Here is a 15,037-nt window from a genome sequence, read left to right as displayed (position 1 = left end):
ATAATAAAATTTGTAGATAGTTAACTCGGGAGAGATTTATGAAATTCCGTAAAGTAGCCGTAATCGCCGCGGGCGCCCTGCTTGCAACCACCACTGTTTTCGCTGAAAGCCATGGGGCAAAATCGCCGTACGACTCTCAGATCAAGGCCCGCAAAGGTATGATGAACCTTTACGCTGTGAACCTTGGGGTTCTGGGTGGAATGGCGCGTGAAAAGATCGCATATGACGCAGAAGCCGCACAGGTGGCCGCCGATAACCTTGTTGCTCTGACTAGTGTGAATGTGAATTCGCTGTGGCCGCAAGGCTCTGACAGCGCGTCGACCGAAGGCACTCGGGCGCTGCCAGAAATCTGGAGCAACTTTCCCGATGTAGGCGCCAAATCCGGCGCCCTGAAAGACGCAGCCGCTGCCATGCAGGGTCTTGCAGGTGCCGACCTGGCATCGCTTCAAAGCGGAATGGGTGCGCTTGGTGGTGCGTGTGGTGCCTGCCACAAAGCGTATCGTCAGGAGCAGTAAAAGCAATATAGGGGTAGGCAGTGCTTTTGGCGTTAAGAGGTTTTGTTGCGGTCGGAATCGTCGGGATCGGCGTGTTCTTTTGGATCACCAGCCCGGTCAAGGTCGACCCCCAAACCTACGCCGGGCTAACTGCCAACCCCGAGAACGGCAAGATGGTCTTCTGGGCAGCCGGATGCGCCTCTTGCCATACAGAGCCGGGCAGCGATGCGACAGATGCGCCATCGCTGTCAGGCGGCCAAGCCTTTGCCTCTGACTTTGGGACGTTCTACGCCCCCAACATTTCGCCCGATCCCGACCATGGGATCGGCGGTTGGACGGTCGAGGAATTTGCAAATGCTGTGCAAAAAGGTGTCTCGCCCACGGGACAGCACTATTACCCTGCCTTCCCCTATTCGGCTTACAACAAGATGCAGGCACAGGACCTTGTCGACCTGAAAGCCTTTTTCGACACCCTGCCCGCCGACCAAACGGAAAGCAAAGCGCATGATGTGGGCTTTCCTTTCAACATTCGCCGGAACCTTGGCGGCTGGAAGTTCCTGTTCGTATCGGACGAGTGGGTTCTAGACACTGCACCGACCCCTGAACTTGAAAGAGGCCGCTATCTGGTCGAGGCCCTTGCCCATTGCGGGGAATGCCACACGCCAAGAAATGCCTTGGGTGGGTTAGAGACTTCGTCGTGGTTGGAGGGCGCTCCCGTTCCTGGCGGCAAAGGGCGGGTCCCTGCAATTTCACCCGGCAAGCTGAACTGGACCGCAGAGGACATCGCATACTATCTGGAAACCGGATTTACACCGGACTTCGACAGTGTTGGCGGGCACATGGCAGCAGTCGTAGAAAACATGTCGAGACTGACTGAATCTGATCGAAAAAGTGTTGCAGCCTACCTGAAAGCGATCCCAGACGAATAGACTTTTCTGCACTGCAGAAGCCTGCATATTCTTATGCAAATACAGGTGATTTCATGCAGCATTTTATATTTCTAAGCGCCCTGATCGCGGCGTTTCCATCAGTTAGTTCGTCCAATGGGTTAGAGGGCACGATCGGTATCGGGACTGTTGGCGGAAACGGTACGACTGAAGCCACGTTATACACAGACGCCATCTATACGCTCGACTTTGGCGGCTTCGGCGCGCAAGTCGGATCATACGGGGTTTGGACCAAAGACGACCACCCGCACGAAACCTATGCCGCTTTGTTCGCAGATGTCTTGGATGGCCGCGTATCTCTGGGGGTGCCACGGCCTGCTTATGACCTATTCGCCGTCTCTGTGGCGGATAGCGCCCTGCCCTTTGTTGGGATCAATCAGTTGGGGCAGACTCGCAGTTATGCAACCCTCGCCTCTGCCGAGTTGGAAGAAGTCCCGTTGGGGATCCTGTATCAGTCCAGTGTTGGCAGAACAGCCTATGCCCTGTCCGCGCATTCTGTTGACGTACTCGACACACAGGTCCTGAGCTTCGGAGTAGGAATTGATGCCGGGGATTGGACGTTATCAGGCGGGCTGGAATATATCGACCACGACACTGGATCTGATGCGAACGCAAAGCTACAGGCCAATCATCAGTTGGATCAGTTTGGGATTTCGGTCAGCTATTTCTTGAACAGCTACGACGCCAAAGCCGATTTGGCGGAACTTGCCCTGACCTATCAGCCAAACGCCCGCGTTACGGCCACAGGTTTTGTGCAGCAAGAAACCTCAGGCGGTTCGGAGACAGCGATTGGGGCCGCTGTGGATGTTGCATTCGGACAGAACCTTTATCTGAAGGCCGGCATCTCGCATCAGGATGTGTCCGATACGGCCTTCAGTACGTTTGTCGGGTGGGCTTTTTAAGCCTGCCCCAGCTTTTCCAAACGAGCTGCACGCAACTGCGCGAAGTCGTCGCCAGCGTGGTAAGAGCTACGCGTCAGCGGCGTTGCCGAAACCATCAGGAAGCCCTTGCCGTAAGCGGCTTTCTCATAGCTAGCGAACTCTTCCGGTGACACAAAGCGATCCACCGCGTGGTGCTTGGGGGTCGGCTGCAAGTATTGACCGATCGTCAGGAAATCTATGTCTGCCGCGCGCATGTCATCCATGACCTGATGGACGGACTGACGGTCCTCGCCCAAACCAACCATGATTCCAGATTTGGTGAACATCGACGGATCGATCTCTTTCACCCGCTGCAAAAGACGCAGAGAGTGGAAGTACCGCGCACCGGGGCGCACCTCGGGGTACAGGCCCGGGACGGTTTCCAGATTGTGGTTGAACACATCAGGCTTCGCTTTGACCACAACTTCCAGCGCATCGTCAGTACACTTCAGGAAGTCCGGGGTCAAAATTTCAATCGTTGTATCGGGTGCCTGACGGCGCACGGCGCGGATGGTCTGGGCAAAGTGCTCTGCCCCGCCGTCTTCGACATCGTCACGGTCAACCGAGGTGATAACAACGTGGTTCAGCCCCAGCTTTTTGACGGCATCGGCAACACGGCCCGGTTCAAACACGTCCAGCGCGTCAGGACGGCCGGTGGCGACGTTGCAGAAGGTACAGCCGCGGGTACAGATCTCGCCCATGATCATCATGGTCGCGTGTCCCTGGCTCCAGCATTCGCCGACGTTCGGGCAGCCTGCTTCTTCGCAGACGGTCACAAGCCCATGCTCGCGCATAATCTTATGCGTGGCCTTATACCCTTCGGATACCGGTGCTTTCACACGAATCCAGTCGGGCTTCTTGGGTTGCGCATTGTCTGAACGATGCGCCTTTTCCGGATGACGTTCTTCCGGCAACTTCAGGTCACGCATTGGGGCCTCCTCTATGGCGCAGGACTATACATATAAAGTCAGGCGAGTGAAATCGCGATATGAGCAGTCCGTTATGCGTTCAGCGCATTGCTTAACGTTAAACTATCCCGTCGAAATCCGCGGAATTCGAAGGTCGTTGTCTTTGATTAGGTGACCACATCAGGGGCATCGCGCCCCAGTTTTTCAATGCCAGAGATATTGTGCGCTGCGGCGATAACCCTAGACAGCGCTTGCTGTGGGTCTTGCGACAGCTTGGTCGGATCTGTTTCCAACGCCTCGATATACAAGCGCAGCGTCGCGCCGTCAGTTCCGGTGCCGGACAGCCTGAAGATCGCGCGGGCACCCCCATCAAACTGAATACGCAGGCCCTGATTCACGCTGGTCGAACCATCGACAGGATCCTGATAACTGAAGCTGTCTGCGTGTTCGACCGTCAACCCATGCACCGTCGTTCCGGGAAGGGTTTTAAGCTGATCAGTCACGCGCGACATCAGGGCTTGCGCCGTTTCTGTCGGCAGCGCCTCATAGTCATGACGCGAGTAATAATTTCGCCCAAAACGTTGCCAATGGTCGCTAAGAACCTCCGCCACCGTTGTTTTCCTGACTGCCAGAATGTTCAGCCACAGCAAAACGGCCCATAGTCCGTCTTTTTCCCGAACGTGATCAGAGCCCGTGCCAAAGCTTTCTTCGCCGCACAGGGTCGCCCGACTTGCATCCAGCAGGTTTCCAAAAAACTTCCAACCGGTGGGCGTTTCAAAGCATTCGATGCCAAGATCTTCAGCGACACGATCGACCGCACAGCTTGTGGGCATCGAACGTGCAACACCGGCCAGTCCTTTCGAATACCCGGGCGCCAAGTGCGCATTGGCGGTCAGAACTGCAAGGCTGTCGGACGGAGACACATAGGTATTGCGCCCTAGGATCATGTTCCTGTCACCATCCCCATCAGACGCCGCACCAAAATCAGGGCCCGCATCCGACATCATTTCAGCCATCAAATCTTTTGCCCAAGTTGGGTTCGGGTCAGGATGTCCGCCGCCAAAATCTTCTTTCGGGACGCTGTTCATTACTGTCCCTTCGGGAGCCCCAACGCGCCCTTCAAGAATAGCTTTGGCATAGGGCCCGGTTATCGCGTGCATGGCATCAAAGCGCATCCGGAAACCAGAATTAAAAAGATCAGATATGGCTTTGAAATCAAACAGGTCTTCCATCATCTCCTGATAGTCAGTTACCGGATCAACAATGGTGACATTCATTTGTCCAACAGAGGTTTCCCCAATCGCGCTTAGATCCAAATCTTCTGTGTCCAAAGTTCGATACGACGAAATTTCCAGTGTTTTACGAAAGATTTCATCCGTCACGCCCTCTGGTGCAGGGCCGCCGTTGTCTGCGTTGAACTTAAGGCCAAAATCTTCGTCTACGCCACCGGGGTTGTGGCTGGCGGATAGGATCAGGCCACCGTCGGTTGCGTGTTTGCGGATCAGATGAGAAGCCGCTGGCGTCGACAACAACCCCGCTTGTCCAACGATCGCATGTTTAGCCCCGTTGGCCGCAGCCATACGCAGAATGGTCTGGATAGCCGCAGCATTGAAATAGCGCCCATCCCCACCAATTACGAAGGTCTTGCCAGCCGCCCCACCGATAGCATCGAAAACCGACTGAACGAAGTTCTCCAAATAGTGCTTACCCATGAACACTCGCGTCTTCTTACGCAGGCCAGAGGTTCCGGGTTTTTGCCCATCAATCGGGGATGTAGGGATCGTTCGAACGTCCATCGTAGCTTGGCCTTCCCATCATGCGTCCTGGAAACCCAGTTTCGCGCAACAAATCTTTCAAATGCCCAAAGGCATTCCCATTAAAATAAATTTCAACAGGTACTTACAGATTTGTCAGGTAAAATCGTAGATGTGGGCCCCGATTAGCCCAATTTAGGGCATTCCACGAGAGCTTCGGCTTACCCTACGATTTGGAAACCTTTCAAAGGACATCTAGCTCATCCGCCCAAGGCGGGTTTGCGCCGGACCGGGCGACGACAACGCCTGCGGCCTGTGTGCCCAATCCAAGAGCTTTCAAAATCTGGTCATCCGTCAACTGGCCAATGCGGCCCTTAACAAGGAGTCCATTAGCGTGAAGGCTGTGCAGGAAACCAGCGTTGAACGTATCGCCCGCCCCAACCGTGTCTACAACTTCAACTGGGGTAATCTCTTTTTTGATTGACCGCCCATCCGCTGCGAAGCAAGTCACTCCGTCCCCACCTGCGGTGACCAACACCAACTGGGGCCCCTGCTGAATGATCTTTTCAGCGCGCTCTTGGTCAGTCATATCTCCCGGAACCAGCCACTCCAAATCTTCGTCCGACACTTTCACGATGTCGGTGATTTGAAACATCTGTCTAAGCCGTTCACGAAAGCGCGTTTCATCCGCGATAAATCCGGGGCGAATGTTGGGGTCCACCATCACTACGCGCTCGGTTCCTTCACGGATTGCCAGGTCAGCATAGGTGTCCGCGCAAGGCTCTACCGCAAGGGAAATCCCACCAAAAAAGAGGGTCGAAACTTCATCTGGGATGGCTGGAATGTCAGTGGGTTTGATCATCCGGCCCGCCGAATTCTCGTCGTAGAACACATAGGTGGCGTTGCCGTTGGTCAGCTTGACATAAGCCATTGTGCTGGGACGGTCAGCGCGCAGGCACAAATCATTACCAACTCGGCTGTTCACCAAAGTTTGCTCAAGCAGATCGCCGAACATGTCCCTCGACAAACAAGACAAGAACTTAGGGCCCGATCCAAGACGCCCTAACGCAATCGCTGTATTGAAAACAGACCCACCAGCACGAGGGATAAATCCATCCTCTTGAAGTTCTCCGCATTTAGCGGGGATCATGTCGATAAGTGCTTCACCACAACAAACAATCATGCGCTGGACCTCCGTAGGCTGGTCATAGACTGAAGTTTACGTTAGCGCTATCAAAAACTGCGTTCGGACAAGCAGATTTGCCTCATCAATTGGTAAAACGAATTGCGCCGAACCTGAATACAGAAGTTTCCGAATTCACGGCCTTCGTCTGCGGGTTTTTAGTACTGTTCTTCTAATTTCGCGGTCTATTTGCAGCCACTGTGCACAACAAGGTAGTGATAACAGCGGCTATACCCAATGGCGCAACTGCCCCGCTCCATTGCCCTCCGGCGGCGGCAACAGCTGCACCTACAAGTGGCGGGCCAATAAATTGCCCTATGGCTGATCCCTGCATCAGCATGCCGTTGGCTTTACCAGCAAGCCCCGGACGATCCACATTGTATGTAACCCCGGTAAATAGAACTGCTGGCACAACACCTCCGGAAAATGAAAAGGCGAAACAACACAGCAGGACAAGCCATGGGCTGCCAACGCACCCTAGGAAGAGCGCTGCCGCGGCAAGAGACATGGATATCGCCGACCCCGCAACAATCCATGCGGGGCCCACACCGCGATTCAGCAGAACACCGCCAAGCAAATTCCCCGGAACGTTAATCACCACCACCCCGACCGTGGCCAGCGATGCAGCCCCAAGCGTGAAGGCCAGTTCTTCGATCAGATAGGTGGGCAGCCAGACCATGAAAGTGACCCACTGAAACGCGTAAGCGGCAAATGCACCAGACAGCCCCCACAGGCGTGGGCGTGCGACGATCATTCTTAATTGGGCCATTGAATTTTCAAGCGGCGTTTTAGCGTCTTTCGGTAAGACACGGATCACCACATAAAAACCAAGTGACGTCATCCCTGCCAGACCGAGCCAAGCAATCGGCCAGCCACCAACTGGGATGATCACAGATGTTCCAAGAACACCAAGGGCAAACCCTAGAGGCATGAATGCGCTCCAAAGGCCCATCGCGAATGATCGGCTTTGCTCTCCTGCGGCGCCGGCTACGATCCCGGGCATCGTCACGACGACAGCGATATAGCCGACCCCTTCCAGCGCGCGACTAATTAGGAGGAGCGACAGATCAGAGGCCAAAGCACCCAGCACACCCCCTGCAACCAAAAACAAAAGCCCAAGCATTGTCGCCCGTTGGGTTCCTAGCCGATCGGTCATGCTGCCAATCAGCAGGCCCAGAACCATGCCGAGCAGATTGAACAGGGATACCACAAATCCGCCGCCCACAAGGCCAAGCCCTAGGTCTTCGCGGATCGCGGGCATCGCTGGCGGCACCTTACCGATGTGCATGGCGCCAATCACACCTAGGCCGACTGCGGCAAACACGACGCGCCAGCGTGTTTGGTCCTGACTTTCTATTTTACATGCAACCGTCATTCAGAGAGACGTTTGATTGCGGGTCCTGAAACGACACCCGGCCCTCTGTTTTTGACATCTCGCTTCAACCGAGCCCCAACCACAAACTTGAATTCCATCCGGTCTACTTAGCCCATTGCCCTTTGGTGACCCGCGTCATTGCCAAACGCTGTCGCATAGTTTGCAGACGCTTTGATCCCCCCAAGTGGGAACAGGTGAATACTTTCAATCAAACCGGCCTGCCCCGCGGCGTGGCCTTCCGAAACTGCATTGATCACATCCGTGGGCTCAAAAGGCGCTGCCAGTTTGGTCAAATCAAGCGCGCGCTTTTTCAAGACCTTCAAAGACGGCCCGACACCACATGCGATGGCGAATTTAATCAGTGTGTTCAGCTTGGTTGGCCCTGCGACACCGACATGGATCGGTAAGTCGACACCAGCGGCTTGCATCCGGCGTGCCCAATTTAGAACCGGATCTGCGTCGAAGGCAAACTGGGTCACCATCGCCATCTTGGCATCAGTCCGATTGGCAAAGTCCGACTTCCATTTTGCCGCGTCGTCCACCAATCGGGTGCCGCCGCGGGTGTCGATGTCTTTATTGCCCTCTGGATGACCCGCGACGTGCAGACGATTGAACCCCAACTGATCGAAGAGCCCAGTCTCCAAAAGCTGTATGGCCGAATGGAAATCTCCAAGCGGCGCCTTTGGCGAGCCCGCCAATACCAGCGCCTGGGACACGCCCGCTTCGTCCCGATAGCGTTTCAGCCAAGTTTTCAAACGCGCTCGATCGGGAACGATCCGTGCCGGAATATGAGGCATTGCAACAAAGCCTTCGTCGGTAAGGCGTTTGGCAGTGGCGATCATATCGTCGATCATTGTTCCTTCGATATGAGCGACATAAACCCGTGTCCCCTTGGGAAGAATCGCCCTGAAGCTTTCGACTTTTGCAGCTGTTCGCGGCATGACTTCGATAGAGAAGCGTTGCATCAAGCCTGAGGCGGAAGCGTTAGGTTTCTTGTTGGCATCAATCGGAAAAACAGACATGCGCTTCTCACTCCTGAGTGGGTGCAGGGGGTGTCCCATGCGTGTGAAAGGTTTCGATCGTTTTAAGCCCCCAGGCTTGACCCTTTTTACGTTCAGCCTCTGTCCAAACGACCGGTTCATGATCCGGGGCAAGGATCAACCGCGCCCCGGCATTTGCCAGCTCGACACGATTTCCGGCCGGTTCCCAAACATACAAAAAGAAGGTGCCCTGAATGGCGTGTTTGTGAGGTCCGGTTTCAATGTGAACGCCGTTCTCAAGGAAAATGTCAGCGGCACGCAGGATGTCTTCGCGTTGGTCTGTCGCGTAGGTCAGATGATGCAATCGCGCTTTACCTCGACCATGTTCTTCTGTGCAGGCCAAGTCATATGTTTTGTTATTAACCGTGAACCAACATCCACCGATCCGCCCGTTATCAAGCTGGATCATCTCGGTCACCTTTGAACCGAAACAGGTTTCCATAAAGGTCCGAAAGACACTGACATCTTCGGCAAGAAGGTTCAGGTGATCCAGCCTGCGCGGACACGCACCTTGCGCATGAAATCGTGACGCCATGTTCTTCAGCGCGGGTGTGTCGTCGGGCCCGGGTTCAGCGCGGCGCGTATCGTAGTAAAGCTCGAACACATGGCCGAACGGATCTTCGAACCGAAACGCGCGGCCGTGCCCCGCATCACCTTCGACCCAACCACGAACTGGGTAACCCGCCTCCTCGATCAGTTTGGCGCGCCGTTCAAGTGCCTCGGCGCTTGATGTCCGATAGGCAATATGTCCGACGCCTGTCGTGTGATGCTTTGTCAGTTTAAGCGAATGAAACTCGTAATCGTCCCACGCGCGTAAGTAGGCGCTGTCACCGTCAAGAAGCGACAGTTTAAGCCCATAGACACGCGTGAAAAAATCAAGGCTAGCCTCAAATTGGTCGGTGTAGACTTCTACGTGGCCAAGATGCGCGACATCGCTCATTGGCGCCCTCCTCTCAAACTGTCTCTGGTGCACGAGAACACAGAGTATTCATTTCTTTCTTTCTTTCGTTCGTCCGTTCGGACCCACTAGGCCCAAATGTTCACGTCACTCCCGCGAACGCCCGATACCGATTATTTAAGCCGTGCTTCGCATCACCATTGCATTGATGTATACATTTGGTCAATCTAGAGCGAAGGGCGTTTTGGTCCACATTTGAGAATATGAGAGCATAATGACAACAAAAACCCACACCGAACGCGCGTTGATCACCCTGCGCCAGCGCATTGTCAGCGGGGCATACGCCGGCGGGCAGCGTCTCTTCGAGGTGGCTTTGGCAGAGGACCTCAATATCTCTCGCACCCCGGTTCGCGCCGCATTGTCGAAACTCGCTGAAGAGGGATTGCTGGACCGCATGAAATCCGGCGGCTTTGCCGTTCGGAAGTTTGACCTGCGCGACGTCACTGACACGATCGAACTGCGCGGAGTACTGGAGGGGACCGCCGCACGGCTTGCGGCTGAAATGGGGGCGGATCCTGAAATCCTGGCGCAAGCCGACGATGCGATAAGCCAGATAGACAAGGTTCTTTCGGGAAAAACTGTCGATATGTCTAAGTATTCAAAGTATAATTCAATCTTTCACGACTGCTTGGCCCGGGCCTGTGGAAGCCGCGTTTTGGCGCGAGAATTGACCCGGGTGACTACCCTACCCTTTGCATCCCCGTCGGCCTTTCTGGACGACGAAAGCCGCGCCACACAGCTTTTGCGCAACTTGATCGTGGCCAACGAACAGCACCGGGCCATCCTTAACGCCATTGCTAATCGACAAAGTGCGCGCGCAGAAGCACTGACCAGAGAACACGCCCGAGCCGCGCTGCAGAACGTGGAGTTCCTGACCAAGAACGAAGCCGCCCTGAGGGAAGGCAGTGCGCCGCTTGCGATTGTCTCTGCATGAGATAGCGCGAAGAAACGCTCAGCGGTCCCGCCAGCGCGCCTGGTGATTTTATCTTGCCTTGTACGAATGTGACGATAACTATGTATACATCTTAACTGGGAGGACTCGAAATGGCTCATAGCCTGACATCAGCCATAGAAGCGGCTGGAAACCCCGTGTCGATGCTGCGCAACTCCAAAATCGGTATGTACGTATATCCGGTTGTTGCGCCTGAATTTATGAATTGGCGCGTAGAGCAAGAAGCCTGGCGTAAAAGCGCGGTACTTTTCGATCAAACTCATCACATGGACGAATTGATCGTTGAAGGGCCGCAAGCAACGGAATTCCTGTCCCATCACGGGATCAACAGCTTCAGCAACTTCAGTCTTAACCGCGCGAAGCACTTTGTACCCGTGACACCGAACGGTCACGTCATCGGTGACCACATCATTTTCCGAGAGCATGAGAACAAGTACATTCTGGTGGGCCGTGCGCCGACCTCGAACTGGCTTATGTTTGCTGCAGCTTACGGCAATTGGAATGTTCGTCTGCGTTACGACCCGCGTTCGCCGTCTCGTCCCGAAGGTGAACGGGTGATGCGAGAGCATTACCGTTTCCAGATTCAGGGCCCCGACGCCCCGGCGATCTTTGAAAAGATGAACGGGGGTCCGATCCCGGACATCAAGTTCTTCCACGTCGATTGGATCAACATCGGCTCTAAGAAGGTGCAGGCACTTCGCCACGGCATGTCGGGTGCGCCGGGTCTTGAGGTCTGGGGTCCTTACAAGGACAAAGATTATATCCTGTCGACCATTCAGCAGGCCGCGCGCGATGCGGGCGTCGATCTTGTTCAGTGTGGGTCGCGGGCCTATTCGACCAACACATTGGAATCCGGTTGGATCCCGTCCCCCCTGCCCGGCATCTATACCGGCGATGGGATGTTGGCTGATTACCGTGATTGGTTGGGCGCTGACAGCTACGAAGCAGCTGGTGCGATTGGCGGGTCTTTTGTCTCTGACAATATCGAAGACTATTACGTCAACCCGTTCGAACTGGGCTATGATTTCTACATTGGCTGGAAAAAAGACGATTTCATCGGGAAATCGGCCCTCGAAAAGATGAAGGGCAGCACTTCTAACCGCAAAAAGGTCACGTTCGAATGGAACCGTGATGACGTCTTGAAGGTCATCGCCTCTGCATTCGAAGAAGGGACGCCATACAAGTGGATCGACTTCCCACAGCCGAACTACGCCTCGTCCAGTGCCGACATGATCTGCGCTGAGGACGGGTCGATGGTCGGGATGTCGATGTTCAATGGCTACAGCTACAATGAGCGCTGTGTTCTAAGTCTTGGCGTAGTCGACCAATCGGTTAATGTGGGCGACGTGCTGACCCTGAAATGGGGTGAGCCGGAACCAACAGGAAAGACCTCGACCGAGTTGCACAAGCAGGCCGAGATCCGCGTTCGCGTGGCCCCCACGCCATACGCAAAAGAAGCCCGCGAGAACTATGCGGACAGCTGGCGGACCAAGACGATCGCCGCGGAATAAATGGCAAACCGAGGGGCCAGCGCGCTGGCCTCTCTAAAGATCCCGTTCAGCGGGACACCATGATCTGGGAGGATTATCATGAAACTAAAACGACTGATTGGCGCTGCATCCATGGCAGCAGTACTAGGCACGACGGTTTGGGCAGATGAGATCAAATTTGCCAACTTCACACCGCCGTTCCACACGATCAACGCCAGCGTTATCGAAAAGATGAACGAGATGCTTTCGGGTGCCACCGGCGGCGAAGTGACAGTACGCGGGTATCATGGCGGCGAACTGGGCGCGGGCCCGGTTGAGCAATATGTGCGCGTCGTGCAGGGCGTGGCCGATGTTGCCTGGGGCCTTCCGGGTTACACGTCGTCTCAGTTTGATGACACCATGATTGTGGAGCTGCCAAATGCGATCCCGCTGGACGCACCGGGTTGGGCCGCCATTTGGGCTGCTTACGAAGATCACCTGGCAGATGAATTCCCCGGCACGGTTCCCGTGGCGCTTTGGACTTCTGAACCCAATATCTTCATCATGAAGGACCGTGAAGTTCGCAGCCCGGCGGATGTGGCTGGCCTGAAAATTCGCGTTGCAGGGGCAACTGCAGCCAAAGTCGTCGAGGCTTTGGGCGGTACTCCGGTACAGATGCCGATTAACCAGGTCTACAACTCGCTGCAGACTGGCCTGATTGACGGTGTTATTACCGGATCGTCGACGCTGAACGACTTTAAACTGGATGAAGTGGCAAACAGCTACACGCTTGGTGCAAACCTTGGCCGCCTGTCATTCTTCGCTGTCATGAATCAGTCCGCCTATGATGGGCTGAGCGACGCGGCGAAGGCTGCTCTTGATCCGGCAGCCCTGTCGAAGTCCGCGGAAGATGCGTGGAATGCGACCTCGGATGACGGCCTCGCCAAGGCACGCGCCACTGGTGACAACACATTCATCGACCTGAACGCCGACGAAGCCGAAGCATTTGCCGCAGCCGTCGCGGATGTCGTGAATGCCTATGTCGCTGAAGTCGACGGTGCTGCGGCGCTGGAAGCAATGCGTGGCGCAGTCAACTAAGTGTCGTCTTTAAGAACCATAGCGGACAGGCTGATCAGCCTGTCCGCATTCATCGGCGGGCTCTGTCTTTTGGGGCTCGTCGGCGTCATTCTGATTGACGTAATTGGGCGCGCTTTCGGGGCGCCCCTTTTCGGTAGTCAGGACCTTATCAACATGGGTATGGCGATCCTGGTGTTTGGAGGCATGGCACTGTGTGACCGCCAAGGCGGGCATATCGCCGTCGATCTACTAGAGCCCCGCTACCCTGCCCGTCTGAACAGAATAATCGACATTGTCGCCGCACTGACTGGCGCGGTAATTTTTGTGATGATTGCTTACACGGTCCACGAATCCGCGAAGCTAAGCCAGATGCTGAATATCTCGACCAATCTTTTGCGCTTGCCGCGCGCTTGGTTTCAGTGGGGTGTCTCGGTACTTTCTATCGTAACCGCGCTTGGCATGGCCCTGCGCGCGCTTGAGCTTGCGCTCAAGTCCAAAGACATTCGCAAGGACACAGTATGAGTGACGGCATTATTGGTTTGATTGGCATCGTCGCCCTACTGACGCTGCTGCTTTTGCGCCTGCCCGTAGCCTTTGCCATGTTTATCGTGGGCTTCCTTGGGCTTTGGATCGTCGACGGCTGGAACGTGGCCGCGGGCCTTCTTTCGTCGGAAACCTTCACGCTTGCCTCTAAGCCCGAACTTGTAGTGATCCCTCTTTTCATTCTGATGGGTAACGTGGCATCGGCTTCCGGTATGAGCCGACAGCTTTATGACGCGGCCTACTCTCTTATCGGTCATGTGCGCGGAGGTCTCGCCTCTGCCACGATTATTGGCTGCGGCGGGTTCGCTGCCTTGTCGGGGTCCTCGGTCGCCTCTGCGCTTACGATGGGCAAAGTCAGCCTGAAAGAGATGGAGCGCTTCAAATACGATGACCGTCTGTCAACCGGCAGCGTCGCGGCTGGTGGAACGCTTGGCATCCTTATTCCGCCGTCCACCGGGTTTGTGATTTACGCGATCCTAACTGAACAAAGCATCGGTCGTTTGTTCATGGCAGGCATCCTGCCCGGTATCCTCTTGCTGATGGTCTTTGTGTTGACCGTCCTTATTCTGTGTCTGATCCAGCCCTCTTTTGGTCCGCCAGGCCCAAAAACCAGCTTTAGCGAAAAGCGCCGCGCATTGGTCGGTGCCTTGCCCATTCTGGTGCTTGTTCTGGTGACAATCGGCGGAATTTATCGCGGCTTCTTTTCACCGGAAGAGGCTGCAGGCGTCGGCGCCGGCTTGGCCATTCTATATGGTCTTTTCACCCGCTCGCTAAGCTTTTCCGCGTTGAAGGAAGCGATCACAGATTCCGTGGTAACGACTGCGACCGTGATGCTTATCCTTATAGCCGCGCATTTGCTGAATCCTTTCTTTGCTTTGACCCACATCACGGAAACCGTGGGCAATTTCCTTGCCTACCTCGATCTAAGCGTGCTTGGCACTCTTCTATTCATTTTGGCCGTCTATCTGGTGCTGGGATGCTTTCTAGAAGGCTTTGCAATGCTTGTATTGACGCTGCCGATCTTCTTTCCGGTGGTGTTGGAGCTTGGCATCGACCCGATTTGGTTCGGCGTTCTGGTCGTTCTGACGCTGGAAATGGGGCTGATCTCACCCCCGGTGGGCATCAACGTATTCATCGTGAAATCTGTCGCACCCAGAGTTCCATTGGGCCAGATCTTCCGCGGTGTGATCCCCTTCTGGCTGGCCATGGTGGCGACATTGGGTGTGTTGATTGCCTTCCCGCAAATCTCGCTCTTCCTGCCGAATACAATGTTTAACTAGGGCATCTAGTTGACCGCGCCGAACGGGTTTGCTTGGCGCAAGCTACCTGCGGATATGAGTTCGGATGAGCTGACAAAAACGCGCCCCCTCTACTTGAATAGAGGGGGCGCGTTTTTAGTTTTCTCGAAATTTTGATT

The 15,037-nt window shown here is 55.1% G+C and carries 14 protein-coding genes; 8 read left to right on the top strand and 6 right to left on the bottom strand.

Annotation, left to right across the window (positions count from 1 at the left end):
- The first annotated feature begins 38 nt into the window (after nucleotides 1-38).
- Genes CLM58_RS12840 through CLM58_RS12830 form a run of 3 tightly spaced genes read left to right on the top strand, consistent with a single transcriptional unit; the run spans nucleotide 39 to nucleotide 2,343 of the window.
- Nucleotides 39-515: a c-type cytochrome gene (locus CLM58_RS12840; protein ID WP_095596299.1), complete on the top strand. Its 477-nt coding sequence runs from the start codon at nucleotides 39-41 to the stop codon at nucleotides 513-515.
- A gap of 20 nt (nucleotides 516-535) precedes the next feature.
- Complete coding sequence (locus CLM58_RS12835; protein WP_229666102.1) at nucleotides 536-1,423, top strand: cytochrome c; 888 nt, start codon at nucleotides 536-538, stop codon at nucleotides 1,421-1,423.
- 53 nt (nucleotides 1,424-1,476) lie between these two features.
- Nucleotides 1,477-2,343 (top strand): hypothetical protein, encoded by an 867-nt coding sequence (locus tag CLM58_RS12830; protein ID WP_095596298.1) that lies wholly within the window; start codon nucleotides 1,477-1,479, stop codon nucleotides 2,341-2,343.
- Here the strand turns inward: CLM58_RS12830 and lipA are convergent.
- The 6 genes from lipA to CLM58_RS12800 form a co-directional block, all read right to left on the bottom strand.
- A complete protein-coding gene (gene lipA / locus CLM58_RS12825) occupies nucleotides 2,340-3,290 on the bottom strand; it encodes a lipoyl synthase (RefSeq protein ID WP_095596297.1) in 951 nt (316 codons plus the stop codon). The genes CLM58_RS12830 and lipA overlap by 4 nt on opposite strands.
- 146 nt (nucleotides 3,291-3,436) lie before the next feature.
- On the bottom strand, nucleotides 3,437-5,065 hold the full coding sequence (locus CLM58_RS12820) for an alpha-D-glucose phosphate-specific phosphoglucomutase (RefSeq protein ID WP_095596296.1): 1,629 nt from the start codon (nucleotides 5,063-5,065) through the stop codon (nucleotides 3,437-3,439).
- Nucleotides 5,066-5,267: 202 nt separating this feature from the next.
- A complete protein-coding gene (locus CLM58_RS12815; RefSeq protein ID WP_095596295.1) occupies nucleotides 5,268-6,206 on the bottom strand; it encodes a carbohydrate kinase family protein in 939 nt (312 codons plus the stop codon).
- 172 nt (nucleotides 6,207-6,378) lie between these two features.
- The gene (locus tag CLM58_RS12810) at nucleotides 6,379-7,530 is read right to left on the bottom strand and encodes an MFS transporter (protein WP_158221908.1); all 1,152 of its coding nucleotides are present in this window, start codon (nucleotides 7,528-7,530) and stop codon (nucleotides 6,379-6,381) included.
- Between the two features lie 158 nt (nucleotides 7,531-7,688).
- Complete coding sequence (locus CLM58_RS12805; RefSeq protein WP_095596293.1) at nucleotides 7,689-8,603, bottom strand: methylenetetrahydrofolate reductase; 915 nt, start codon at nucleotides 8,601-8,603, stop codon at nucleotides 7,689-7,691.
- A gap of 7 nt (nucleotides 8,604-8,610) precedes the next feature.
- Nucleotides 8,611-9,561, bottom strand: coding sequence for a VOC family protein (locus CLM58_RS12800; protein ID WP_095596292.1), 951 nt, complete (start codon nucleotides 9,559-9,561; stop codon nucleotides 8,611-8,613).
- Between the two features lie 232 nt (nucleotides 9,562-9,793).
- Between CLM58_RS12800 and CLM58_RS12795 the strand changes: the two genes are divergently transcribed.
- From CLM58_RS12795 to CLM58_RS12775, 5 genes are all read left to right on the top strand, one after another.
- Nucleotides 9,794-10,513: a GntR family transcriptional regulator gene (locus CLM58_RS12795; protein WP_095596291.1), complete on the top strand. Its 720-nt coding sequence runs from the start codon at nucleotides 9,794-9,796 to the stop codon at nucleotides 10,511-10,513.
- A gap of 110 nt (nucleotides 10,514-10,623) precedes the next feature.
- Nucleotides 10,624-12,042, top strand: a complete 1,419-nt coding sequence (gene ligM, locus CLM58_RS12790; RefSeq protein ID WP_095596290.1) for a vanillate/3-O-methylgallate O-demethylase — start codon at nucleotides 10,624-10,626, stop codon at nucleotides 12,040-12,042.
- A 78-nt stretch (nucleotides 12,043-12,120) separates the two neighbouring features.
- Nucleotides 12,121-13,098, top strand: a complete 978-nt coding sequence (locus CLM58_RS12785; protein ID WP_095596289.1) for a TRAP transporter substrate-binding protein — start codon at nucleotides 12,121-12,123, stop codon at nucleotides 13,096-13,098.
- Entirely contained in the window at nucleotides 13,099-13,599 is a 501-nt protein-coding gene (locus CLM58_RS12780) for a TRAP transporter small permease (protein WP_095596288.1), read from the top strand. It abuts the gene before it with no gap.
- Nucleotides 13,596-14,900, top strand: coding sequence for a TRAP transporter large permease (locus tag CLM58_RS12775; protein ID WP_095596287.1), 1,305 nt, complete (start codon nucleotides 13,596-13,598; stop codon nucleotides 14,898-14,900). The genes CLM58_RS12780 and CLM58_RS12775 overlap by 4 nt, the downstream gene beginning before the upstream one ends.
- The last annotated feature ends 137 nt before the right edge of the window (nucleotides 14,901-15,037 follow it).

Origin of the sequence: Actibacterium pelagium (genome assembly GCF_002285415.1) — a bacterium.
Lineage (GTDB): Bacteria > Pseudomonadota > Alphaproteobacteria > Rhodobacterales > Rhodobacteraceae > Actibacterium_B > Actibacterium_B pelagium.
Note: the sequence above shows the minus strand (reverse complement) of the source record. Positions and strands in the feature narration are given on the sequence as shown.